The sequence below is a fragment of the Pseudoduganella sp. jia 9 genome (assembly GCF_055502615.1).
In genome coordinates this window covers 127,066-149,956 of record NZ_JBUPWE010000006.1, presented here as the reverse complement: position 1 = coordinate 149,956, position 22,891 = coordinate 127,066, and the positions used below count along the sequence as shown (strand labels likewise).

General features: G+C 62.4%; 23 protein-coding genes and 1 other RNA gene. 6 read left to right on the top strand and 18 right to left on the bottom strand.

Annotated elements, in window-relative coordinates:
- Positions 1–45: 45 nt before the first annotated feature.
- From rfaE1 to gyrA, 13 genes are all read right to left on the bottom strand, one after another.
- Positions 46–987, bottom strand: coding sequence for a D-glycero-beta-D-manno-heptose-7-phosphate kinase (gene rfaE1, locus ACY34H_RS08845; protein WP_464977124.1), 942 nt, complete (start codon positions 985–987; stop codon positions 46–48).
- Between the two features lie 89 nt (positions 988–1,076).
- The gene (gene lapB / locus ACY34H_RS08840) at positions 1,077–2,252 is read right to left on the bottom strand and encodes a lipopolysaccharide assembly protein LapB (RefSeq protein ID WP_464977123.1); all 1,176 of its coding nucleotides are present in this window, start codon (positions 2,250–2,252) and stop codon (positions 1,077–1,079) included.
- Between the two features lie 41 nt (positions 2,253–2,293).
- Positions 2,294–2,593, bottom strand: a complete 300-nt coding sequence (locus tag ACY34H_RS08835) for a lipopolysaccharide assembly protein LapA domain-containing protein (protein WP_464977122.1) — start codon at positions 2,591–2,593, stop codon at positions 2,294–2,296.
- 110 nt (positions 2,594–2,703) lie between these two features.
- Positions 2,704–3,009: an integration host factor subunit beta gene (locus ACY34H_RS08830; RefSeq protein WP_130185742.1), complete on the bottom strand. Its 306-nt coding sequence runs from the start codon at positions 3,007–3,009 to the stop codon at positions 2,704–2,706.
- A gap of 30 nt (positions 3,010–3,039) precedes the next feature.
- The gene (gene rpsA / locus ACY34H_RS08825) at positions 3,040–4,716 is read right to left on the bottom strand and encodes a 30S ribosomal protein S1 (RefSeq protein WP_137316570.1); all 1,677 of its coding nucleotides are present in this window, start codon (positions 4,714–4,716) and stop codon (positions 3,040–3,042) included.
- A gap of 112 nt (positions 4,717–4,828) precedes the next feature.
- A complete protein-coding gene (cmk, locus tag ACY34H_RS08820) occupies positions 4,829–5,497 on the bottom strand; it encodes a (d)CMP kinase (RefSeq protein WP_464977121.1) in 669 nt (222 codons plus the stop codon).
- Positions 5,498–5,582: 85 nt separating this feature from the next.
- Positions 5,583–6,935, bottom strand: a complete 1,353-nt coding sequence (gene aroA / locus ACY34H_RS08815; protein WP_464977120.1) for a 3-phosphoshikimate 1-carboxyvinyltransferase — start codon at positions 6,933–6,935, stop codon at positions 5,583–5,585.
- 13 nt (positions 6,936–6,948) lie between these two features.
- Complete coding sequence (locus ACY34H_RS08810; RefSeq protein ID WP_464977119.1) at positions 6,949–7,860, bottom strand: prephenate dehydrogenase; 912 nt, start codon at positions 7,858–7,860, stop codon at positions 6,949–6,951.
- Complete coding sequence (gene hisC, locus ACY34H_RS08805) at positions 7,850–8,971, bottom strand: histidinol-phosphate transaminase (RefSeq protein ID WP_464977118.1); 1,122 nt, start codon at positions 8,969–8,971, stop codon at positions 7,850–7,852. The genes ACY34H_RS08810 and hisC overlap by 11 nt, the downstream gene beginning before the upstream one ends.
- A gap of 27 nt (positions 8,972–8,998) precedes the next feature.
- Positions 8,999–10,072, bottom strand: coding sequence for a prephenate dehydratase (pheA, locus tag ACY34H_RS08800; RefSeq protein ID WP_464977117.1), 1,074 nt, complete (start codon positions 10,070–10,072; stop codon positions 8,999–9,001).
- 65 nt (positions 10,073–10,137) lie between these two features.
- Entirely contained in the window at positions 10,138–11,223 is a 1,086-nt protein-coding gene (gene serC / locus ACY34H_RS08795) for a 3-phosphoserine/phosphohydroxythreonine transaminase (protein WP_464977116.1), read from the bottom strand.
- 10 nt (positions 11,224–11,233) lie between these two features.
- The gene (locus ACY34H_RS08790) at positions 11,234–11,815 is read right to left on the bottom strand and encodes a DUF2059 domain-containing protein (RefSeq protein WP_464977115.1); all 582 of its coding nucleotides are present in this window, start codon (positions 11,813–11,815) and stop codon (positions 11,234–11,236) included.
- 78 nt (positions 11,816–11,893) lie between these two features.
- Positions 11,894–14,596, bottom strand: a complete 2,703-nt coding sequence (gyrA, locus tag ACY34H_RS08785; protein WP_464977114.1) for a DNA gyrase subunit A — start codon at positions 14,594–14,596, stop codon at positions 11,894–11,896.
- A gap of 485 nt (positions 14,597–15,081) precedes the next feature.
- Between gyrA and ompA the strand changes: the two genes are divergently transcribed.
- The 6 genes from ompA (at position 15,082) to ACY34H_RS08755 (ending at position 20,476) form a co-directional block, all read left to right on the top strand.
- Complete coding sequence (gene ompA / locus ACY34H_RS08780) at positions 15,082–15,798, top strand: outer membrane protein OmpA (RefSeq protein ID WP_464977113.1); 717 nt, start codon at positions 15,082–15,084, stop codon at positions 15,796–15,798.
- 190 nt (positions 15,799–15,988) lie between these two features.
- Positions 15,989–16,690 carry a bifunctional 2-polyprenyl-6-hydroxyphenol methylase/3-demethylubiquinol 3-O-methyltransferase UbiG gene (gene ubiG, locus ACY34H_RS08775; protein ID WP_464977112.1) on the top strand — a complete coding sequence of 234 codons (702 nt, stop codon included), beginning with the start codon at positions 15,989–15,991 and terminating at the stop codon, positions 16,688–16,690.
- Between the two features lie 40 nt (positions 16,691–16,730).
- Positions 16,731–17,420 carry an HAD family hydrolase gene (locus tag ACY34H_RS08770; RefSeq protein WP_464977111.1) on the top strand — a complete coding sequence of 230 codons (690 nt, stop codon included), beginning with the start codon at positions 16,731–16,733 and terminating at the stop codon, positions 17,418–17,420.
- A 209-nt stretch (positions 17,421–17,629) separates the two neighbouring features.
- Entirely contained in the window at positions 17,630–18,490 is an 861-nt protein-coding gene (locus ACY34H_RS08765; protein WP_464977110.1) for a hypothetical protein, read from the top strand.
- A 92-nt stretch (positions 18,491–18,582) separates the two neighbouring features.
- Positions 18,583–18,943: a transfer-messenger RNA gene (gene ssrA, locus ACY34H_RS08760) on the top strand.
- Between the two features lie 276 nt (positions 18,944–19,219).
- Positions 19,220–20,476: a hypothetical protein gene (locus ACY34H_RS08755; protein ID WP_464977109.1), complete on the top strand. Its 1,257-nt coding sequence runs from the start codon at positions 19,220–19,222 to the stop codon at positions 20,474–20,476.
- A gap of 206 nt (positions 20,477–20,682) precedes the next feature.
- Here ACY34H_RS08755 and ACY34H_RS08750 read toward each other — a convergent pair whose 3' ends face one another.
- The 5 genes from ACY34H_RS08750 to ACY34H_RS08730 all read right to left on the bottom strand — a co-directional run bounded on the left by ACY34H_RS08750 (position 20,683) and on the right by ACY34H_RS08730 (position 22,888).
- Positions 20,683–21,027 (bottom strand): hypothetical protein, encoded by a 345-nt coding sequence (locus ACY34H_RS08750; protein ID WP_464977108.1) that lies wholly within the window; start codon positions 21,025–21,027, stop codon positions 20,683–20,685.
- A 99-nt stretch (positions 21,028–21,126) separates the two neighbouring features.
- Positions 21,127–21,630: a hypothetical protein gene (locus ACY34H_RS08745; protein ID WP_464977107.1), complete on the bottom strand. Its 504-nt coding sequence runs from the start codon at positions 21,628–21,630 to the stop codon at positions 21,127–21,129.
- The gene (locus ACY34H_RS08740; protein ID WP_464977106.1) at positions 21,627–22,163 is read right to left on the bottom strand and encodes a glycoside hydrolase family 19 protein; all 537 of its coding nucleotides are present in this window, start codon (positions 22,161–22,163) and stop codon (positions 21,627–21,629) included. Before ACY34H_RS08740 ends, ACY34H_RS08745 begins: the two co-directional genes overlap by 4 nt.
- Positions 22,160–22,585 (bottom strand): hypothetical protein, encoded by a 426-nt coding sequence (locus ACY34H_RS08735; RefSeq protein WP_464977105.1) that lies wholly within the window; start codon positions 22,583–22,585, stop codon positions 22,160–22,162. Before ACY34H_RS08735 ends, ACY34H_RS08740 begins: the two co-directional genes overlap by 4 nt.
- A 48-nt stretch (positions 22,586–22,633) precedes the next feature.
- Positions 22,634–22,888 carry a hypothetical protein gene (locus ACY34H_RS08730; RefSeq protein WP_464977104.1) on the bottom strand — a complete coding sequence of 85 codons (255 nt, stop codon included), beginning with the start codon at positions 22,886–22,888 and terminating at the stop codon, positions 22,634–22,636.
- Positions 22,889–22,891: the final 3 nt, after the last annotated feature.

Here is a 22,891-nt window from a genome sequence, read left to right as displayed (position 1 = left end):
GACCGCCTTGCCGCCTGCGCCGGCGCGACGAGCGCGCCGGCCGCGTCAGGTGCCGAACAGTTCTTCGCGCGTGACGGTGGCGGTGCCCAGCTTGCCGACGACGATGCCGCCGGCGCGGTTGGCCGTCTGCACCGCCTCCTGCCAGCCGGCCCCTGCGCCCAGCATGGCGGCCATGGTGGCGATCACCGTGTCGCCGGCGCCGGACACATCGAACACTTCGCGCGCATCGGCCGGGATGTGGAAGCGCTGGTCTTTCGTGTACAGCGTCATGCCCTCTTCCGAGCGGGTCAGCAGCAGCGCTTCCAGCAGCAGCGATTCGCGCAGGTTCTGGGCCTTCTCGGTCAGCTGTTCCTCGCTGTTCCAGCTGCCGACGATGCGTTTCAGTTCGCCCTTGTTCGGCGTCAGCACGGTGGCGCCGGTGTAGCGCGTGAAATCGTCGCCCTTCGGGTCGACCATCACGATCTTGTCGGCGGCACGGGCCGCCATGATCATGTCCGTCACGTTCACCAGGCTGCCCTTGGCGTAATCGGACAGCACGATCACCTCGTGATCCGGCAGCAGCGCGCGGTATTGGAGCAGCTTGTCGCGCAGGACCACGTCGCTGGGCGGCTCTTCGAAATCGATGCGCAGCATCTGCTGCTGGCGGCCGATGACGCGCAGCTTGATGATCGTGGAGATCGCGTCATCGCGCTTCAGGTAGCTGTGGATGCCGCCGCCGGCCAGCAGCTGTTCGACCTCGGTGCCCGCTTCGTCGGCACCGACGACGCCCAGCAGGCCGGCGCGTGCACCCAGCGCAGCGGCATTGCGCGCCACGTTGGCCGCGCCGCCCAGCCGCGCCTCGCGCTTTTCGACGCGCACGATCGGCACCGGGGCTTCCGGCGAGATGCGGGCGACTTCGCCGAACCAGTAGCGGTCGAGCATGACGTCGCCGACGACGAGCAGGCGGACCTTGTCGAGGGCGGGAGTGGTGTAGGGAGTAAGGGTCACAGTAGTTTCTTTCGGCGCCAGGCTGCAAACCGGGGTCAGTCCCCATGCACGGACAGACCCCAACTGATCCGCAGTCCCGGACTTCGGTGTTAGTTCATCACATTCAGTTCTTCGGTGCGGCGCGGCGGGTAGGTTTCCCACCGGCTGCAGCCAGGGCAATGCCAGTAGAACTGCCGTGCCTTGAAGCCGCAGTGGCTGCACTGGTAGCGCGCCAGCTTCTGCGTGTAGCCGTGCACCAGGTTCTGCACCAGCGACAGCTCGGCCAGCACGGCCGGCGAGGCGTCGAGCATGCGCGCTTCGAGGAATTTGTCGAGGCCCAGCAAGGTGGGCGTGCGGCGCAGTTCGTCGGCGACGAGGTTGCGCGCCGCCTCCACGCCTTCCAGGTCGAGCACGGCCTTGAACACTACTTCGAGCAGGTCGATCGACGATGCCTGCTGCAGATAGGATTTCAGCAGCGACAGCCCTTCCTCCGGCCGGCCCACTTTCCGGTAGCCGTCCATGATGCGCTGGGCCACCAGTGCCACGTGCGGCACGCTTTGCTGTTCCACGCGCCGCCACATGGCCAGCGCGCCTTCGGCATCGCCCTTCGCCATGTGCACGTCGCCGCACAGGATGGTGGCGCGCACGCTGTTGCGGTCCGCATGCAGCGCCTTCTCGAGCAGCGGCATCGCGTCGTCAGGGTGCATGTGCACCAGCGCATCCTGCGCCAGCTCGCAGTAGAACTGGGCGATCGCCTTCTGGCGCGAGCCGGCGCCGGCTTCCTGCAGCGCGATCGCTGCTTCGATGGCGCGATGCCATTCCTTCTCGCGCTGGTAGATCTCCAGCAGCGCGCGGCGGCCCTGCACGGCGTACGACGTGTCCAGCAGGCGCGTGTAGGTTTCCTCGGCGCGGTCCAGCAGGCCGGCCTTCAGGTAATCCTGGCCCAGCTCATACTCCGCGTGCGCGCGCTCGTCGGCGGGCATGTCGGGGCGGGACAGCAGATTCTGGTGGATGCGGATCGCCCGCTCCGTCTCGCCGCGGCGGCGGAACAGGTTGCCGAGCGCGAAGTGCAGCTCGGTCGATTCGGGATCCTGCTTGACGATGTCGATGAAGGAATCGACCGCCTTGTCCGGCTGGTCGTTCAGCAGGTAATTCAGGCCCTTGAAGTAGCCGCGCGGCAGCGTGCGCGATTCCGACACCAGTTGCCGGATGTCGACGCGCGCGGCAATCCAGCCCAGGCCGAAGAATGCCGGGATACCCAGTAACCACCAGAGTTCGAATTCCATGTGTGCGTATTTGTTCTTATTGAAATGGGCCGTGGGAGGCGTTACTGCTGCGCGTTGACGTTGTCCGGCGCGCGGTTGACCTGCAGCGCGGCGCTTTGCAGCGTGAGGATCGTGGTCTTCTGCCGCGTCGCTTCGCGGCGCTGGCGAACGATCGACGGGGTCAGCGCCAGCACGCCGAGGGCGGCGCCGGCCGCGAAGAAGGCCAGCAGCAGCAGCACCAGGGGGCCGCGCAATTCGTAGTTGAGGAACAGGTGCAGGTCCACTTCCTGCGTGTTTTTCAGGGCAAAGCCGAAGAACAGGATGAACAGCACGATGCCGACGATGGTGGAAATGATTTTCATGCTCTAGCGTTCCCGTTTTTCACTCATGCCGGACATTACAACTTTTCAGCGTAAAAAAAAAGGGCGGGCTTGCGCCCACCCCTTTTTTGACCCTCTTGTTCGCAGAGACTTCAATCCTCGATGATCGGTTGCCCGACCATCGCGTCCACCCGCTCGCGCAACTGCTTGCCTGGCTTGAAGTGAGGCACCCGCTTTTCGGGCACCATCACCTTGTCGCCGGACTTCGGGTTGCGGCCGATGCGTGGTGGCCGGCTGTTCAGGGCAAAGCTGCCGAAGCCCCGGATCTCGATGCGCTGGCCGGCCGACAGGGCACCGGTCATCGCGTCGAGAATGGTCTTCACGGCATACTCCGCATCCTTGGCCACCAGCTGCGAATAACGCTCAGCCAGGCGGTTGATCAGTTCGGACTTGGTCATCTGCGTTCCAGAAAAAGTCAGCGTTACAAATTAGTTCTTGTTATCGAACTTGGCCTTCAGCAGTGCGCCGAGGCTGGTGGTGCCCGATGCGGCGTTGCTGTCGGAAGCGATCTTCTGCATCTGCTCGGCGGTATCAGCATTGTCCTTGGCCTTGATGGACAGCTGGATGCTGCGTGCCTTGCGGTCGATGTTGATGACCAGTGCTTCGACCTTGTCGCCCACCTTCATGTGCGTGCCGGCATCTTCCACGCGATCGCGGGAGATTTCGGAAGCGCGCAGGTAGCCTTCGACTTCTTCGTTCAGCTGGATCACGGCGCCTTTCGGCTCCACCGATTTCACGGTGCCGGTAACCAGCGAACCCTTGTCGTTCAGGGCTGCGAAGTTGTTGAACGGGTCGCCTTCCAGCTGCTTCACGCCCAGGGAGACGCGCTCGCGCTCGACGTCGATTGCCAGAACCACGGCTTCCAGTTCGTCGCCCTTCTTGAACTTGCGTACGGCTTCTTCGCCGGACTCGGTCCAGGACAGGTCGGACAGGTGCACCAGGCCGTCGATGTTGCCAGCCAGGCCGATGAACACGCCGAAGTCGGTGATCGACTTGATCGCGCCGCGCACTTTGTCGCCCTTCTTGTGGGTGACGCCGAAGTCGTCCCAAGGATTGGCCTTGCACTGCTTCATGCCCAGCGAGATACGGCGACGCTCTTCGTCGATCTCCAGAACCATGACTTCGACTTCGTCGCCCAGCTGCACGACCTTGTTCGGGGCCACGTTCTTGTTGGTCCAGTCCATTTCGGAAACGTGAACCAGGCCTTCGATGCCCTGTTCCACTTCCACGAACGCGCCGTAGTCGGTCAGGTTCGTGACTTTACCGAACAGGCGGGTGCCTTGCGGGTAACGACGCGACAGGCCGGTCCAAGGATCGTCGCCCAGCTGCTTCACGCCCAGCGAAACGCGGTTCTTTTCCTGGTCGTACTTCAGCACTTTGGCGGTGATTTCCTGGCCAACCGTCAGCACTTCCGACGGGTGACGCACGCGGCGCCATGCCAGGTCGGTGATGTGCAGCAGGCCGTCGATGCCGCCCAGGTCCACGAACGCGCCGTAGTCGGTGATGTTCTTCACGACGCCGGTCACGACCGTGCCTTCTTTCAGCGTTTCCATCAGCTTCTGGCGCTCTTCGCCCATCGATGCTTCGATGACGGCGCGGCGGGACAGAACGACGTTGTTACGCTTGCGGTCCAGCTTGATGACCTTGAATTCCAGGGTCTTGCCTTCGAACGGGGTGGTGTCCTTGACCGGACGGGTGTCGACCAGCGAACCCGGCAGGAAGGCACGGATGCCGTTGGTCAGAACGGTCAGGCCGCCCTTGACTTTGCCATTGACGGTACCGGTGACGATCTCGCCCGATTCCATGGCTTTTTCCAGTGCCAGCCACGATGCCAGGCGCTTGGCCTTGTCGCGCGACAGGATGGTATCGCCGAAACCATTTTCCAGCGATTCGATGGCCACGGAAACGAAGTCGCCTACTTTGACTTCCAGTTCGCCCTGGTCATTCTTGAATTCTTCAACGGGGATGAAAGCTTCCGATTTCAGGCCGGCGTTAACGATCACGAAGTTGTGATCCAGACGCACGACTTCAGCGGAGATCACTTCGCCAGAGCGCATGTCTTGACGCGACAGGGACTCTTCGAAGAGGGCTGCGAAACTTTCCATTTAATTAATTCCAGGTTATCCAGTAAGGCTCGCAGGACGCGACTTCAACTGGGTTAAGGGTTAGAACACGTTGCAGATTCGACAGAGCATCGACACAGCAGCTCTGCAACACCTATTTCCCGACGGCCGCATACCATCCCAGCACCTGTTCTACGGCGGCTTCCACCGTCATGTTCGAGGTATCGAGCACATGCGCCCCCTCTGCAGGGACGAGAGGTGCGATGGCCCGGTGCGTATCCCGGTCGTCGCGCGCTTTCAAATCCATCAGGAGGTCGTCCATATTAGCAGAAATTCCTTTGCCGATCAATTGCTTATGGCGGCGATCCGCGCGCGCTTCCACACTTGCGGTGAGGAATACTTTTAATTGCGCATGTGGAAAGATTACCGTGCCCATGTCGCGGCCATCGGCCACCAGGCCCGGCGCCTTGCGAAAGCCCAGCTGCAGGCCGTACAAGGCATGGCGCACCGCCGGCAGCGCGGCGATCTTCGATGCCGTATTGCCGACTTCTTCCGCGCGGATCGCATCGCTGACGTTCTCGTTCGACAGGAAGATCGCGTCGCCCGAAAAGTGGATATGAAGATGCTCGGCCAGCTTTGCAAGAGCATGTTCATCGGTCAGCAGCGTACCCCGGCGCAGGGCCTGCAGCGCCGTCAGGCGGTACAGCGCACCGGAATCGAGCAGGTGGAAACCGAGGTGATCGGCGACTTTGTGGGCAACGGTCCCCTTGCCGGAAGCGGTGGGGCCGTCGATCGTGATGACGGGAATGTGGGAGGTAGGCATGAGGCGGATTTTAACCCGCCTGCAAATCAGGGACGGACCCTGTTTTTAAGGAAATTTCCCTATAAACAGGGTCCGTCCCTAATTTTTAGTACTTGGCGTCGTGGGCGATGCCGGCGAACGCGGTGAAGTAGTCGGGGAAGGTTTTCGCCACGCACTTCGGGTCGTTGATGCGCACGTCGGCGCCGCGGCGGGCGGCGCCGTCGAGCGATGCCAGCGAGAAGCACATCGCCATCCGGTGGTCGTCGTAGGTATCGATCGTGGCGGCGGACAGCACCTTCGGCGGCGTCACCTTCAGGTAATCGGCGCCCTCTTCCACCTCGGCGCCCAGCTTGCGCAGCTCGGCGGCCATGGCGGCGATGCGGTCGGTTTCCTTCACGCGCCAGCTGGCGATGTTGCGCAGCGTGCTGGTGCCTTCGGCATACAGCGCGGCGATCGCGATCGTCATCGCGGCGTCGGGGATGTGATTGAAGTCGGCGTCGATCGCTTTCAGCGGGCCGCTGGACTTGGCTTCGATCCAGTTGTCGCCCATCGTGATCTGCGCGCCCATTTCCTGCAGCGCGTGCACGAAGCGCACGTCGCCCTGGATCGAATCGCGGCCCACGCCTTCGACCCGCACCGGCCCGCCGGCAATCGCGCCGGCGGCCATGAAGTACGAGGCCGACGATGCATCGCCTTCCACGTGGATGTTGCCGGGGCTCTGGTAGCGCTGGCCGGAGGAGACGGTGAACGACTGCCATTCGTCCTGCTCCACCGTGACGCCGAAGCGGCGCATCAGGTTCAGCGTGATCTCGATGTAGGGCTTCGAGATCAGCTCGCCCTCGACCTCGATCGTCACGGCATGCGAATGCGCCATCAGCGGCGCCACCATCAGCAGCGCGGTGAGGAACTGGCTCGACACGTTGCCGCGCACCGACAGCTTGTTCGTGTTGAACTGGCCGTCGCGGATGTGCAGCGGCGGGAAGCCGGCATTGCCGGTGTATTCGATATTGGCGCCGACGGCGTTCAGCGCATCGACCAGGTCGCCGATCGGACGCTCGTGCATGCGCGGCACGCCGCTCACCTTGTAGTCGCCGCCGATCACGGCCAGCGCCGCCGTCAGCGGGCGGATCGCGGTGCCGGCATTGCCCATGAACAGCTCGGCCTGGCGGTTCGGGAAACTGCCGTTGGCGCCCTGCACGCGGTGGATCGTGCGCGCAGTGCCGTTGACGGCTTCCTGTGGTTCTTCCTTCCATTCCACGCCCAGCGCGCGCAGCGCGGCCAGCATTACCTGCGTGTCGTCGGAATCGAGCAGGTCGACGATCTTGGTTTCGCCTTCGGCCAGCGCGGCCAGCAGCAGGATCCTGTTGGAGATGCTTTTGGAGCCCGGCAGGCGAACGACGCCTTCCACGTGCATCACCGGCTTCAGGTCGATGAACGGCGGGTGATTCAGTTCTGCCATGATGTCTGTCCTTTTATTCTGCAGTGTCTGTTGGGGGCGGCGCTTCGGCCGCCTCGATCGCCTCGATCCATTGCCGGCGCGCGCGCTGCGCATTGCCGTACACGGCTTCGAGGGTGGTGCCGTCGCCTGCCGCCAGGCGTTCGCGCAGGTGCGCCAGTTGCGCCATGTAGGCATCCAGTTCGGCCAGCAGCGCGGCCTGGTTGGCCAGGCTGATGTCGCGCCACATCTCGGGCGACGAACCGGCGATGCGCGTGAAATCGCGGAAGCCGCTGGCGGCGTACTGGAACAGCAGGTCGGCGTGCGGCTTGCCGGCGATGTCGTCGACCAGCGCATAGGCCAGCAGGTGCGGCAAATGGCTGACGGAAGCGAACACCTTGTCGTGCTCCTCCGGCGACAGGCGACGGATGATCGCCCCGCAGGAGCGCCATGCGCCGGTCACGCGGTCGACCGCTTCCGGGGCATTCTCCGCCAGCGCGGTAACGACGAATTTCTTGCCGATGTAAAGGTCGGGAATCGCCGCATCCGGCCCGTTGGTTTCGCGCCCGGCGATCGGGTGGCCCGGCACGAACTGGCCGATGCGCCCGCCCAGCACGGCGCGCGCCGCCGCCACGACGTCGGCCTTGGTGCTGCCGCAATCGGTGACGATGGTGTGCGTATCCAGGTGCGGCAGCAGCCCTTGCAGGATGCGGCCGGTCTGCGCCACCGGCGTGGCCAGCACGACCAGATCGGCACCGCGGATCGCCGCCGCTTCCGCTTCCGGCCCGATGGCTGCCGCGTCGACGATGCCCAGTTCCAGTGCGCGCAGCACCGATGCTTCCGAGCGGTCGATGCCGACCACGTGCCGCACCGCGCCGGCCGACTTCAGGGCGCGCGCGAACGAGCCGCCGATCAGCCCGACGCCATAGATGACGAGCTTATTGAGCAAGGCCTTCACCCAGCGCCTTCTGCAAGGCAGCGATCAGCACCGCGTTTTCCTGGGGCAGGCCGATGGAAATGCGCAGCCATTGGGGCAGGCCATAGTTGCCCACCGGGCGCACGATGACGCCCTGCTTCAGCAACGCCAGGTTGACGCGCGCGCCGGCAGCCAGGTCGTCGCCGACCTTGACCAGCACGAAGTTGCCGAAGGAAGGCACGTACTGCAGGCCCATCGCCTCGAATGCCTCGACGAACTGACGGTAGCCGGCGGCATTGTTGCGCGCGCTCTTTTCCAGGAATTCGGCATCGTTCAGCGCCGCGATCGCGGCGGCCTGCGCCAGCGAGTTGACGTTGAACGGCTGGCGGATGCGGTTCATCAGGTCCGTCAGCTGCGGCTGCGCCAGCGCGAAGCCGACGCGCAGCCCGGCCAGGCCGTAGGCCTTCGAGAACGTGCGCGACACCAGCAAGTTGGGGTACTGGCGCACCCAGGCGGCCGATTCGTACTGGTTTTCCGCGGCCAGGAATTCGTTGTAGGCCTCGTCCAGCACCACCACGACGTTCGGCGGCACCTTCTGCAGGAAGGCTTCGATCTCGGCGCCCGGCACGAACGTGCCGGTCGGGTTGTTGGGGTTGGCGATGAAGACCAGGCGCGTGTCTTCCTCGATCGCGTCGAGCATGGCGTCCAGGTCGTGGCCGTGATCCTTCGCCGGCACGACGATGTGCCGCGCGCCGACGCCCTGGGTAGCCAGCGCGTACACGGCGAACGAATACTGCGCGTAGACGATCGACTGGCCCTTTTCCACGAAGGCGTGGGCGGCGATTTCCAGGATGTCGTTGGAACCGTTGCCGAGCGTGATCCACTCCGGCGGTACGTCGTAGCGCTGCGACAGGGCCTGCTTCAGTTCGAAGCCATTGGCATCGGGATAGCGGCCCAGCTCGGCGGCGGCGCGGGCCATCGCCTGTTTGGCGGATTCGGGCACGCCGAACGGGTTTTCATTGGAGGCCAGCTTGACGATGCCGGCCTCGTCGAGGCCGAACTCGCGTGCCACTTCCGAGATGGGCTTGCCCGCCTGGTAGGGAGCGATGGCACGGACGTATTCTGGACCGAACTGCTTGGACATAAATTCTCTCTCTCGGGTTCAACTGCGTCAGTTCAGGCTGGTCGGGTAGGAGCCCAGCACCTTGAAAAAGGCGGCGTTCCCCTTCAGTTCGGCGAGCGCCTGCGTCACGGCCGGGTTCTGGACGTGGCCTTCGATGTCGACATAAAAATAGTACTCCCACGTGCCCACGCGCGCGGGACGGGATTCGAAGCGCGTCATCGACACGCCGTGCTTCGCCAGCGGCGCGAGCAGCTGGTAGACGGCGCCGGCCTTGTTCGGCACGGCCAGCACCAGCGACGTGCGGTCGCTGCCGGACGGCCCCGGCTGCAGCTGGCCGACGATGACGAAGCGGGTACGGTTGTGCGGATCGTCCTGGATGTGGCTGTTGACAACGCCCAGGTTGTATTGCGTGCCGGCGATCTCGCTGGCGATCGCGGCCACCGAAGGATCGAGGCTGGCCAGCCGCGCCGCCTCGGCGTTCGATGCGACGGCGCGCCGCTCCACGTGGGGATAGTGTTCGTTGAGCCATACCTGGCACTGCGCCAGTGCCTGCGAATGCGCGCAGATCGCCGTCACGCCGCCCATCGTGCCCGTCTTGCTCATCAGGCTATGGTGCACGGCGATCGCCACTTCGCCGCTGATGATCAGCGGCGTCTGCAGCAGCAGGTCGAGGGTGCGGTTGATGGCGCCCTCCGACGAGTTCTCCACCGGCACCACGCCGAATTCGGCCGTGCCGGCTTCGGTGGCGCGGAACACTTCATCGATGGACGCGCACGGCATGCCTTCGACGGCATGGCCGAACTGCTGGTAGACGGCCTGTTCGCTGAACGTGCCGGCCGGGCCGAGATAGGCGACGGTGACGCGTTTTTCCAATGCCCTGCAGGCCGACATGATCTCGCGGAAGATCGTCTGCGCCTCGCTATCGCCGATCGGGCCAGGGTTGCGTTCGGCCACGCCGCGCAGCACCTGCGCTTCGCGCTCGGGGCGGAATACCGGCGCGTTGGTTTCGGCTTTTACATGCCCTACTTCCTGCGCGACCTTGGCGCGCTGGTTCAGCAGGGACAGGATCTGCGCGTCGATCGCATCGATCTGGTCGCGCAGCGGTTTCAGTTTGTCTGTCATGGTTTGCTTGTGATCTGGAGCGAAACGCACCCGGCTCATGGCGGCGGGTGCCGGGCAGCGGATTGCTACCGCTTCGCAAACTCGTTCAGGTAATCGACCAGCGCCTGGACGCCTTCGATCGGCATCGCGTTGTAGATCGATGCGCGCAATCCACCGACGGACTTGTGGCCCTTCAGCTGCAGCAGCCCGCGCGCCTTCGCGCCGGCCAGGAAAGCTTCATACTGCGATTCGTCGCGCAGGTAGAACGGTACGTTCATCCGCGAACGGTATTGGGGGGCGACGCGATTCTGGTAGAAGTCGTCTGCATCCAGTGCCGCGTACAGCAGCCTGGCTTTTTCGATATTGCGTTGTTCCATCGCCGCCACGCCGCCGTTCTTCTTCAGCCATTGGAACACCAGGCCGGCGATGTAGATGCCGTACGTGGGCGGCGTGTTGTACATGGATTCGTTGCCGGCCACGTTCTTGAAATCGAACGCGGACGGGCATACGGGCAGCGCATGCCCGATCAGGTCGTCACGCACGATGACGACGGTGACGCCGGCCGGGCCGATGTTCTTTTGCGCGCCGCCGAAGATCAGGCCGTATTTCGATACGTCGACCTGACGCGACAGGATGTGCGACGACATGTCGGCCACGATCGGCACGCCGGCCGGCACGTCGGGAACGAAGTCGATCTCGACGCCGTCGATCGTCTCGTTGGTGCACAGGTGCAGGTAAGCCGCGTCGGGCGTCAGCTTCCATTCCGACTGCGGCGGCACGGCCGTGTAGCGGCTTGCCTCGGCGGACGCCGCCACGTTGACTTTCGCGTAGCGCGCCGCTTCCTTGATCGACTTGCCGGACCACGAGCCGGTATGCACGAAGTCGATGACGGGATCGCTCTTCCGGCCGACCAGATTCATCGGAATCACGGCGTTCTGCGACAGGCCGCCTCCCTGCATGAACAGGATGCGGTAATTGTCCGGCACGGCCAGCAGCTCGCGCAGGTCGCTTTCGGCGGCGCGGTAGATCGAGATGAATTCAGGGCCGCGGTGGCTCATCTCCATCACGGACATGCCGCTGCCATGCCAGTCCAGCATTTCGGCGGCGGCCTGCTGCAGCACCTCTTTCGGCAGTACGGCCGGGCCGGCAGAGAAGTTGTAGATGGTCGTCACGCGGGACTCCTTATTTCTTCGACTGCTGTTGATTGAGCTGCTGCTGGTTGAGTTCCTGCATCAGCTTGTTGATGCGGGGAGCGATGACGCGCTGGCCCAACTGCATGCCCTCGCCCATCAGCTGCGGCATGACCTGCAGCGATTTCCTGCCGATCGGCGTGCGGTAGAACGTGGCCAGCTGCTTCATCTCGTCCGGCGAGAAATAGCGGGCATACAGCGGCACCACTTCGGCCATCATCTCGTCGGTCAGCTTCGGATCTTCCAGCACCTTGGTGACGGCCGCCACGGCCTGCGGCACCATCTTGTCGACCTCGGCCAGCTTGGCGGCCTTTTCCTTTTCCGACAGCTTGGGATTGTTGCGGATCGACGCTTCCGCGCCATTGCGCATCGCGGCCGGCATATTGGCCGTCATCTGCTTCATGGCGGCGGTCGTGGTGGCCCGGTAATTCATCGCGTCGAGCAGATCGCGTGCGGCGGCGGCCGCCTTCGGGTCCGGGGCCGGCGCCTGCGTGGTGAGCGGTGCTGTAGCGGTCTGGGCGAAGGTGCCGGCACTGGCCAGCGATACGAGCAGGGTTGCAGCGATTTTCTTCATGGTCAGGGCATCCGTTCAGTGAGACAAAAAACCGCGGGCCCCGGTCCGAGGGGTTCGGACGGGGCCCGCGGGCTGTACTTACTCGGCTGGCGAATCGTCGGCTGGCGAATCGCCGGCTGCCGGCAAATCGTCGGCCGGCACATCGTCGGCCGGCGCCTCGGCGGCATTGTCCGCCGAGCCTTCCGCCAAGGTATCCACCTCGTCGGCATCGGCCTCGACGATACGCTGCAGACCCGACAGGTGCGTGCCATCCTCCACGGCGATCAGCGTGACGCCCTGGGTGGCGCGGCCCATCTCGCGGATCTCGGAAACGCGGGTACGGATCAGCACGCCGCCGGTCGTGATCAGCATGATCTCGTCGCTCGGATCGACCAGCGTGGCGGCCACCACCTTGCCGTTACGCTCGGTGGTCTGGATCGCGATCATGCCCTTGGTGCCGCGGCCATGGCGCGTGTACTCGGTGATCGGGGTGCGCTTGCCGTAGCCGTTCTCGGTGGCGGTCAGCACGGTCTGCTGCTCGTTCTCGGCCACCAGCAGCGCGATCACGTTCTGGCCTTCGTCCAGGTTCATGCCGCGCACGCCGCGCGCCGTGCGGCCCATCGGGCGCACGTCGTTCTCGTCGAAGCGCACCGCCTTGCCGGCATCGGAGAACAGCATCACGTCGTGCTTGCCGTCGGTCAGCGCGGCGCCGATCAGGAAGTCGCCCTCGTCCAGGTCCACGGCGATGATGCCGGCCTTGCGCGGGTTGCTGAAATCCTTCAGCGGCGTCTTCTTCACGGTGCCCAGGCTGGTGGACATGAACACGTAGTGATCTTCCGGGAAGGTGCGGTTCTCGCCGGACAGCGGCAGCACCACGGTGATCTTTTCGTTGTCCTGCAGCGGGAACATGTTGACGATCGGCTTGCCGCGCGAATTGCGCGAGCCCTGCGGCACTTCCCACACCTTCAGCCAGTACATCCGGCCGCGGTTGCTGAAGCACAGGATGTAGTCGTGCGTGTTGGCGATGAACAGCTGGTCGATCCAGTCCTCGTCCTTGGTGGCCATGGCCTGCTTGCCGCGGCCACCGCGCTTCTGGGCGCGGTATTCGGAAATCGGCTGCGCCTTCATGTAGCCCATGTGCGACAGCGTGACCACCATGTCCTGCGGCGTGATCAGGTCTTCGGTTTCCAGGTCGGTGGCGTTGTGCTCGATCGTCGAACGGCGCACGTCCTTCGCGCCGTATTCGGTGACGGCGGCGGTCAGTTCGTCGCTGATGATCGCCGTCACGCGCGCCGGCTTGGCCAGGATGTCGAGCAGATCGGCGATCTGCGCCATCACGTCCTTGTATTCGTTGACGATCTTGTCCTGTTCCAGGCCGGTCAGGCGCTGCAGGCGCATCTGCAGGATTTCCTGCGCCTGGTCGTCGGACAGCTTGTACAGGCCATCGGCCTGCATGCCGTAATGCTTCGGCAGGTGCTCGGGGCGGAACGCATTGATGTCCACGATGCCGCCGTCGCCGGTGCGGGCCAGCATCTCGCGCACCAGGGACGAATCCCAGGCGCGCGCCATCAGTTCCGACTTCGCCAGCGGCGGCGTTGGCGCCGCCTTGATGATGGCGATGAAGTCGTCGATGTTGGCCAGCGCCACGGCCAGGCCTTCCAGCACGTGGCCGCGCTCGCGCGCCTTGCGCAGCTCGAACACGGTGCGGCGCGTGACCACTTCACGGCGGTGCGACAGGAACACCGACAACAGGTCCTTCAGGTTCATCAGCTTGGGCTGGTTGTCCACCAGCGCCACCATGTTCATGCCGAACGTGTCCTGCAACTGGGTCTGCTTGTACAGGTTGTTCAGCACCACTTCCGGCACTTCGCCCCGTTTCAGCTCGATCACCACGCGCATGCCCGACTTGTCGGACTCGTCGCGGATGTCGGAAATGCCTTCGAGCTTCTTGTCGCGCACGTTCTCGGCGATACGCTCGAGCAGCGACTTCTTGTTGACCTGGTACGGCAGCTCGTCGACGATGATGGCCATGCGGCCGCCATCCTTGCCGTATTCCTCGAAGTGGGTCTTGGCGCGCATGACGACGCGGCCGCGGCCCGTGCGGTAGCCGTCGCGCACACCGGACACGCCGTAGATCGTGCCGCCGGTCGGGAAGTCCGGCGCCGGGATCAGTTCGATCAGCTCGTCCACCGTGCAATCCGGATTGGCCAGCACGTGCAGTGCGCCGCTGATCACTTCGCCCAGGTTGTGCGGCGGGATGTTCGTGGCCATGCCCACCGCGATGCCGGACGAACCGTTGATCAGCAGGTTCGGCACGCGCGTCGGCAGTACCGTCGGCTCTTTCTCTTTACCGTCATAGTTCGGCTGGAAGTCGACGGTTTCCTTGTCGATGTCGGCCAGCAGTTCGCCGGCGATCTTGTCGAGGCGGCACTCGGTGTAACGCATGGCCGCCGCGGCATCGCCGTCGATCGAGCCGAAGTTGCCCTGGCCGTCCACCAGCGTATAACGCAGCGAGAAGTCCTGCGCCATGCGCACCAGCGTGTCGTAGATCGATGCATCGCCGTGCGGGTGGTATTTACCCATCGTGTCACCCACCACGCGGGCGCACTTCACATAGGGCCGGTTGTAGTGGTAATTACTTTCGTGCATGGAGAACAGCACACGACGGTGTACCGGCTTCAGGCCATCGCGTGCATCCGGCAAGGCCCGGCCCACGATCACGCTCATGGCGTAATCGAGGTAGCTCTTGCGCATCTCTTCTTCGAGGGAAATAGGGATTGTTTCTTTTGCGAATTGATCCATTGGCGGGTCGATCTTCTCTGACGTTGGTTCAGGCTGCTTGGGACCGCAGACAATCGTACGATTTTACCATGCGGCCATGTACCCCGGCCGATCCGCATTTTTCCCCTCGGCCACTGCGCGCCACGTCCTGCCGGGGCGGTGCAGAATCGCCATGTAATCGTGCAGACACATTTACGCCTTATCATCGCCGCTCGACGGCACAGGCGTTGCAACATCACAACATTTTGGTCGAATGCGGCAGCCGCCCGGGTCCGAGCACGATTCGTGCGATGTTGCCGCGTATGGCAGAATGACGGAAATACAAACTTGGCTGAATCGCAAATCGGCAGTGACCACTCGTGCTGCATCGGGCACGAGAACACTTATCGAGCCACATGTTAGTATTCGCGCCGCTCGCTTTGGCAACATGTGCAACATGCGCACTCACCGTGCGCAATATGTCCGCGGCGCAGGCTGCCGATATCACACCGAAAGGAAACAAAAACATGAAAAAACTCATCTCCAGCATCTTCGCAGTGTCCGCCGTGCTTGCCGGCTCCGTGGCCGCGCAGGACAAGCCGACCGCGCCGCCTTTCGCGCCCGTGACCCAGGATATCCCGGCAGCGAAGCCGAAAAGCGCCTACGTGCAGGACCAGCGCGGCGTGATCGTCCGCAATGCGACCGGCCTGTGCTGGCGCACCGGCTACTGGACCCCGGCCGACGCGGTGCCAGGCTGCGACCTGCCGATCTGCGTGGAACCCGAGCGCCTGGAAAACGGCAAGTGCGTCGCGCCGCCGCCACCGGCCGCACCGGCACCGGCACCTGCTCCGGCACCGGCACCAGTCGTCGCTGCACCAGTGCCGACGTCCGAGAAAGTCAGCTACAACGCCGACGCGTTCTTCGACTTCGACAAGGCCGTGCTGAAGCCGGAAGGCAAGCAGGCGCTGGACGAACTGTCGGGCAAGCTGGGCGGCATCAACGTGGAAGTCGTGATCGCCGTCGGCCACACCGACTCGGTGGGCACCGATGCCTACAATGAAAAACTGGCCGTGCGCCGTGCCGAATCCGTGAAAGCCTACCTGCTGTCGAAAGGCCTGGATTCGAACCGCGTGTACACCGAAGGCAAGGGCGAGAAGCAGCCGGTCGCCGACAACAAGACCGCCGAAGGCCGCGCGAAGAACCGCCGCGTGGAAATCGAAGTCGTCGGTACCCGCAACAAGTAATTCCGGCTTGCGCCACCAGGAAATCCCGCTTCGGCGGGATTTTTTTTCGCCCTGGCCATGCTGCGCTCACCGCCGCGCTCGCTGGTCGCAAAACAACATGGGGACTGTCCCCGAATTTTGACAACATTTCCGGGAACACATTTTTCAGCTGTGCTTTGGCTGCCAGCAAATAACCGTTATGATTCGCGTCATGAACGCAAACGCCGACCCACTTGAATTGCAAAAATTCAGCGAGCTGGCCCACCGCTGGTGGGACCCGACGTCTGAATTCCGTCCCCTGCACGACATCAATCCGCTGCGCCTGGAATGGATCAACGCGCGTGCCCCGCTGGCGGGCAAGAACGTGATCGACATCGGTTGCGGCGGCGGTATTCTTTCCGAATCCATGGCCAGGAAAGGCGCCACGGTGACCGGCATCGACCTGTCGAAGCGGGCCCTGAAGGTCGCCGACCTGCACAGCCTGGAATCGGGCGTGCCGGTGCGCTACAAGCTGATCGCCGCCGAAGAGATGGCAGCCGCCGAGCCGGGCCAGTACGACGTGGTGACCTGCATGGAAATGCTCGAGCACGTGCCGGATCCGGCCGCGATCGTGCGCGCCGCCGCCGCGCTGGTCAAGCCGGGCGGCCACCTGTTCTTCTCGACGCTGAACCGCAATCCGAAGTCCTACCTGTTCGCCGTGATCGGCGCCGAATACGTGTTGCGCATGCTGCCGAAGGGCACGCATACCTATGAAAAATTCATTACGCCGGCCGAGCTGTCGCAATACGTGCGCAGCGCCGGGCTGCAAGTGGAAAGCCTGAAGGGCCTGGGCTATAACCCGCTGACCAAGTTTTACTCCCTGAACAACGACACCAGTGTGAACTACATGATGTCGTGCATCCGCCCGGAATGACCCTGGGCGGCCTTGCCGCCCTTCTTTGACGACTCCAGCCATGAGCTTCACGAACGCCCCGCGCGCCATCCTTTTCGACCTCGACGGCACGCTTGCCGATACCGCCCCCGACCTGGCGGCCGCCGTCAACCGGCTGCGCACCGATCGCGGCCTGGCGCCCACGCCGTACGACATCCTGCGCCCGACGGCATCGCACGGGGCACGCGGCATGATCGGCGCAGCTTTCGGACTGACGCCGGACGATGACGGCTTCGTGGCGCTGCGCGATGGATTCTTCAGTTATTACGAGAACGCGATGATGGTGCACAGCTCGCTGTTCCCCGGCATCGGCGCCCTGCTTGCCGGCATCGCCGACGCGGGCCTGGCATGGGGCATCGTCACCAACAAGTCGGCCCGCTTCACCGACCCGCTGGTGCCGATGATCGGCCTCGATCACGCCGGCTGCGTGATTTCGGGCGATACGACACCGCATTCGAAACCGCATCCCGCGCCACTGCTGGAAGCGGCACGCCGCCTTGGCGTGGCGCCCGAACAGTGCTGGTATGTGGGCGACGACCTGCGCGACATCCAGGGTGGCCGCGCGGCAGGCATGACGACCGTCGCCTGCCAGTGGGGATACTGCGGCGCGACCGAACCGGCCAGCTGGGAGGCCGACCATCTGGTCGATACGCCGGAAACGCTGCTGGCACTGGTGCTGGCATCCACCGGCGGCGTAACGCTGGCGGCCTGATCCACAAATCGGCATGATGACATTGCCGTACGTTAATAAAACAGCGTACCATAGAGGTCATACACGATAATCAACCAGCAACTTTCACCGGGGAGGCAGCAATGCCTGGCGAAAACGCGACCGAACCGCCTCTCATGCCGCGCAGCAGTGCGCCGCAATTCTGGACAGCAACGGTAGCAGAAACAAAATTTTATTGGTACGACCTGCTGGTGGAGGGCCCGCTGCCGGACTTTCGCGACCCGGTCGGCCGCTACCTGCGGCGCATGCAATTCGCCATCGACGGCACGATGGAAAAGCGCCTGTTGTATTTCCTCGTCGCACGCCCGCGCGTGCGGTTCGACCTGCAGCGCAGCGTCAGCTGGGGCTTTTTTTCGCTGAAGCTGACCATTCCCGTGCTGATCGGCGCGGAAGAACGCAAAGGCACGATCACGATTGAGCTCGACGTCCCTTTCGAGGCCACCTACAAGAAGCCGCTGGTCCAGCTGCAGGACAAATTCCTGCTGCTGAACTGGGGCGCGCTGACGGAAACATTCAGCATTCACGACCTGATCCAGCGCTTCGATACGGGACTGGCGTTTCCAGGTACCGTGCTGTACGTGGGCCAGACGCACGATCCGGCCGGCACGCTTGCCAAAGGCCAGCATGGGCCGGTGAACCGGGCACGCAACGCGGTCATGCTGGAAAGCGACGTCTTCCTGCTGGTCCAGCGCTTCGACGTGAAAGTGGATACGACCGCGACCGACCTTTCGGAAGAAGCATCGACGCGCACCCACGTCGACATGCTCGAAGGTGCGCTGATCGGTTATTTCGAGAGCGAGGATTCGCGGCTCCGCAGTGAAATCGAACGGGGCAACCGCCGCGATCACCTGGCTGACCTGCAAGCGACCTATTTCCTGCAAGTGCTGACCGTCGACCTCGGCTTCGAGGGCGCCGACAGCTTCCACGATCTCGAGTCGCCGCAAGCAGGCCGCTCGCGCCGCCACCTGTTCGACTGCTCCTTCCACGCCGGCGCCCCAGCCATCCGGCGCCTGCCCGAGAACGCCCGCCCCCTGCCCTCCCTGCGTGCCTGACGCCGGCCTTAAACCGTGCTTAATACGGCACAGCCGCGCTGCATTCGCATGCACGGCGCGCCGGATTGGAGTACAATCCTCTTTCCTTCTGTGGGGACGACCTGGCTTCGACGTGGGTTGCAAAGCAGAGCAGGGCATACCGAGGGCTGGTCACCTCGTAAATACATCCAGAAACAAACTAACTGCAAACGATAACTCGTACGCACTGGCAGCTTAATCGCTGTTAGCTCCACAACACCTCGCCTCTGGGGTGGGCCGTTAAAAGCTGTGGAGTCATTTACAGAGGCTAGGACTCAACCGGGTTACTTGGTTGCTTCCGAAATTTAAGGTAACTCGCTTGGCCAAAGGGTGCACGTCCCCGTTGGTCCGGTTAAATTAATTGATAGTGCTAAGTATGTAGAACTGTCTGTGGAGTGCTTGCGGACGCGGGTTCGATTCCCGCCGTCTCCACCACCGAACACTTTAGAATCAAGTAGTTAGCAGTAAGAGGCTGTCATTCTGTGGGGTATTTTGGGGCTAGTTGAGCACCGGAATGCCAGCAGAATGACAGCTTTTTTTTGGCCGACTGAGCAGGGAGGCCCGCTCGACCTAAAGAGCCTAGATTGCTCTTGATATTGCTTATTTGCACATCTCAGCAAACTCTCACCAGAATCCTCACCGCCATGCTTTCTTTGCTTGTAGGCAAATCATCTTCGGTGCATGATTATGGTGTTGACCACAGGAGCACACATGAAAGCCTTTGACGTATTTACGCCCGGAAAGACCCCAACCGTCACACTCGTCAATGATCACTTGATTGTCAAGAAACAAGTGTTTGAAGATGCGCTCGCTCAAGGCGGAATGCTCATCAATATTTCCGGTCCGTCCAAATCCGGTAAAACGGTTTTCGTCAAACAAATTGTAGGGAACGAGAATCTGCTATCTGTTTCTGGCGCAGGAGTTCAAGCGGCGCGAGAGCTCTGGCTTCGCGTGTTCCATCTTGTTGGTACTCCTGTTGAGATAACGGAACAGGAAGAGCAAGGCACGACAGTTGGCTTTGGAGGATCCGCTAAAGCCGCCGGGTCTGTCTTAGTGGCCAAGGCCGAAGCCAGTATAAACGGGTCAGCTTCTATGCTTACCAAGCAAGCGAGCACAAAAAAAACGGCTGTCGATTATTTGCAGCTGTTAATCAAAGAACTAGCCAATACTGATTTTGTCGTCTTCATTGATGATTTTCATTACATTTCTCGCGATACTCAAGAGGAGGTTGCCAGACAAATCAAAGAAGCTATCGATAAAGGAGTGCGCATAGCATGTGCTTCTGTTCCACACCATTCGGAAGACGTACTGCGTGCGAACGCTGATCTTCGCGGACGGATTGTAAACATCGACTTTGACTACTGGCCTACAGCATCGCTCAAGCAGATTCCGGAAAAAGGGTTCGCGGCACTGAACATCAAGGTGTCAGGTACGACACTCGATTCGCTGATATCTGAGGTAGCGGGCTCCCCTCAGCTTATGCAGTCGTTATGTTTGAATGCGTGCCTAGAAGCAAATGTTCGGCAGCGTGAGTCTACGCAGTTTACATTGCCTTCTGATAGTGATTTTTATACCAATATGTGTGTCCGAACAGCAGTAACAGCTGATTACTCGAGCACATTGGAAAGGCTTGAAGAGGGTCCGAAAACTCGCGGCACAGAGCGAATTCAGTATCGCTTGCGAAGCGGCGCAGTGGGGGATGTATACACAATTCTCCTCCAATGTATCGCCCTCGATCCACCGAACCTACACTTCAGGTATTCAGACCTGTTAGAGCGAATCAAGATGGTGTGTGAAGATCAAACTCCATCCGGATCTAGCGTGACAGGGGCATGCCTGCACATTGCTCAATTGGCGAACGATGGCCAGCCACGAGCAATAATCGATTGGGATACCAGCGAGGACACTTTGGACGTTCGTGATCCTTATTTGCTCTTTTATATCCGATGGAATCGACCAGCGGACTAGGTCCTTCGGTTGGTGCTTTCAAAAGAAGTAGCAGCCAGGATTGTGATTCCTGTTGTCGTGGGTTCGAGCCCCATCAGCCACCCCAAGAATTCAATGTGAAACAAGCACTTATCAAAGCTCGCTTATTCCACGATATGGAAGTTCCAACGGTTTCGGAAATTTTCCAATGAACGGTCGCCGCGGCGGCCGTTTTTTTTCGTCTCTACCTAGTGCCGCGCGGCCCGCTTTGCCTCACGCTTGCCAGACGCCCCGGCATCATCGTTGTCCAGCTCAACCGTGCAAAGCCACCCCTGCGCGTAATGGACAAGCTCGCCGTCGACGTCGCGCAATTCAAAACCCTTCAGCTCGAAATTTTGCTCGTTGACCCAGCTGATCTGCGAGTCGAGCAGCTCGAGCACCCGGTCGCCCGTGTCCAGAACCAAGCGCGCAATCTTCACCTGGCGCCGAAGTGCCGGGACAGCGACATCCTCAATCGTAAGGCATCCCCAGTGCTTGACGGCATAGCGGTCGTGCAGCACACGGCGCGGCAACTCCACGCCCTTCTCTCTCATCCGTATCATCCTTACGCGCATAGCTGGCCTGCAAATTACTGTATATAAACACAGTATAGCGCACACGCCCCGGCTTCTTGTACAGACGTCTGCACAGCGTTATTTCGTCACGGCCTTCAGGTTTTCATAGTGCTCGCGGAGGCCGACGGCAAGCTCGCGCCAGGCGTGGCAGGCTGTGGCGTTGTGGGCGTCGACCGCTGCGACTTCAGATAGCGGAATGCCGGCGGCGTCCCGGTCAGACTCGACGGAAGGTCCGGCAGGCTTACCTGCCCAGGCTGCGTTGTAGCTGCGCACGAAGCCAGCATTGACACCGTAACGATCATCATCAGCGCGCGTGACATAGACAGGCACCAGCTTCTCAATTTCTTCTCCCTTCACGTAGACCGTCTTGATCCGGTCGCGGTATTTGATTTCGGTCTGAACGACCACCTTTTGCTGCGCCTTCACGATCGCCACGGTGCGAGCAGACTGCGCGGTGACGTAATCGATGTGCGCCTGGCCAGCTAGCCGCTCGCCATGCAACATGCCCAGGACGAACATCGCTCCGCCGGCACCTGCGAAGAGCAGCCAGCGCGCCCACCACGGCAAAGCCAGTGCGCTCACGACAGCACCTTCGATGCAACTGTGAAGAACGCCAGCCGCTCGGCCAGGCCGTTCGTGCCGCCGTTCACGCGCCGCGTTACCGCGACCTGGTCGCCGGCATCAGCCAGCGTGTTGAGTCCATGCGACAGCCAGAACATGCACGCCGACCGGACCGCATACTCGGGCGTCTCAAGCAGCTCGGGGTGAGCCAGCAGGTCGACGCCGAGCGCCTTGCCACACTCGGCATAGTTCGCCCGGCCGGTCGTCTGGATGAGGCCGCGGCCGAGGAACCGCCGGCCGTCACCTGGTTGCGTGTTGCCCAAGTCCTTACGGCCTTCGTAGCGCTTCTGCTGCGCGGTCGGCCCCCACAGCTCGCGCAGGTAGCGCAACTGGGCCGTTTCGTGCGCAACCTGCGCCTGGAACGATGCGACGCGCGCCGGCGTGGTAATGCCGTATTCCGGCATCCAACGGTTCAGCGGTACCAGGAACGCTGCAGCGCGTTCGCGGCCGGCCAGCGGCATGATCGTCAGCAGCTGATCGAGCGTAAGTTTCACAGGGCACCTCGCACGTCGCGGATCACATCGGCAACATCGTGGGCCAGCTCGCCAAAGTCTTTGCCGCGCCGACGCTCAAGCCACAGCACGAGGGCGCCCAAGACCCACCAGGCCACAAGTGCGGCCAGCACGAGGAACGGCGCCCCTGCCCAAAGCAAACCGGCCAGCTCACTGCCCGCATACTGGCGCCCCAGCACACGAGCAGACTCGAAGAGGCCAGGCCAGAACGAATGCGCCCCCATGGCCACAAACGGGCCGAAAGCGAACGAGCAGGTTATCGAACACGCGAACCGCGTGACGCCCTCACGGATCGTGCGCGGCCACATGAAGATGAAGCCGAGCGCTGCTCCCAGCGCTGACGCAATGACGGCGGCGCCGAAAAATTTGATGGCCGCGGCACTACCTGCGGTTTCGATGGACATAGTATTTACTTTCATTGTTATTTTGCTGCAGAACGTAATGGAGAGCAGTTATTGCTGCTCAGGTGGCGTTGGCTCGGCCGGCAGTTCCTCGGGCTCCGGCTCGGCCGGCTCCTGCGCCTCCAACCATGCTTCCAGCCAGGCAGGATTGACCTGCCAGTGGCCGGCGTAGAACAGCTCGGCCACCCACTCTGTCCCGATCATTGGCGGCTCATACGGAATCCCGTCGTCATCCAAAATGTCGATATGCTTGTCGACCGTGTTGTCGAAGCCATTCTCAAAATCGCCGAATACAATTTCGCGCATGTT

What these genes read in the sequence shown, in the direction of transcription:
- lapB (WP_464977123.1), bottom strand. Translation starts at nt 2,252, where the DNA reads ATGGAATTCGAACTCTGGTGGTTACTGGGTATCCCGGCATTCTTCGGC.
- ACY34H_RS08835 (WP_464977122.1), bottom strand. Translation starts at nt 2,593, where the DNA reads ATGAAAATCATTTCCACCATCGTCGGCATCGTGCTGTTCATCCTGTTC.
- ACY34H_RS08830 (WP_130185742.1), bottom strand. Translation starts at nt 3,009, where the DNA reads ATGACCAAGTCCGAACTGATCAACCGCCTGGCTGAGCGTTATTCGCAG.
- rpsA (WP_137316570.1), bottom strand. Translation starts at nt 4,716, where the DNA reads ATGGAAAGTTTCGCAGCCCTCTTCGAAGAGTCCCTGTCGCGTCAAGAC.
- cmk (WP_464977121.1), bottom strand. Translation starts at nt 5,497, where the DNA reads ATGCCTACCTCCCACATTCCCGTCATCACGATCGACGGCCCCACCGCT.
- aroA (WP_464977120.1), bottom strand. Translation starts at nt 6,935, where the DNA reads ATGGCAGAACTGAATCACCCGCCGTTCATCGACCTGAAGCCGGTGATG.
- hisC (WP_464977118.1), bottom strand. Translation starts at nt 8,971, where the DNA reads ATGTCCAAGCAGTTCGGTCCAGAATACGTCCGTGCCATCGCTCCCTAC.
- pheA (WP_464977117.1), bottom strand. Translation starts at nt 10,072, where the DNA reads ATGACAGACAAACTGAAACCGCTGCGCGACCAGATCGATGCGATCGAC.
- ACY34H_RS08790 (WP_464977115.1), bottom strand. Translation starts at nt 11,815, where the DNA reads ATGAAGAAAATCGCTGCAACCCTGCTCGTATCGCTGGCCAGTGCCGGC.
- gyrA (WP_464977114.1), bottom strand. Translation starts at nt 14,596, where the DNA reads ATGGATCAATTCGCAAAAGAAACAATCCCTATTTCCCTCGAAGAAGAG.
- ompA (WP_464977113.1), top strand. Translation starts at nt 15,082, where the DNA reads ATGAAAAAACTCATCTCCAGCATCTTCGCAGTGTCCGCCGTGCTTGCC.
- ubiG (WP_464977112.1), top strand. Translation starts at nt 15,989, where the DNA reads ATGAACGCAAACGCCGACCCACTTGAATTGCAAAAATTCAGCGAGCTG.
- ACY34H_RS08770 (WP_464977111.1), top strand. Translation starts at nt 16,731, where the DNA reads ATGAGCTTCACGAACGCCCCGCGCGCCATCCTTTTCGACCTCGACGGC.
- ACY34H_RS08755 (WP_464977109.1), top strand. Translation starts at nt 19,220, where the DNA reads ATGAAAGCCTTTGACGTATTTACGCCCGGAAAGACCCCAACCGTCACA.
- ACY34H_RS08750 (WP_464977108.1), bottom strand. Translation starts at nt 21,027, where the DNA reads ATGAGAGAGAAGGGCGTGGAGTTGCCGCGCCGTGTGCTGCACGACCGC.
- ACY34H_RS08735 (WP_464977105.1), bottom strand. Translation starts at nt 22,585, where the DNA reads ATGTCCATCGAAACCGCAGGTAGTGCCGCGGCCATCAAATTTTTCGGC.
- ACY34H_RS08730 (WP_464977104.1), bottom strand. Translation starts at nt 22,888, where the DNA reads ATGCGCGAAATTGTATTCGGCGATTTTGAGAATGGCTTCGACAACACG.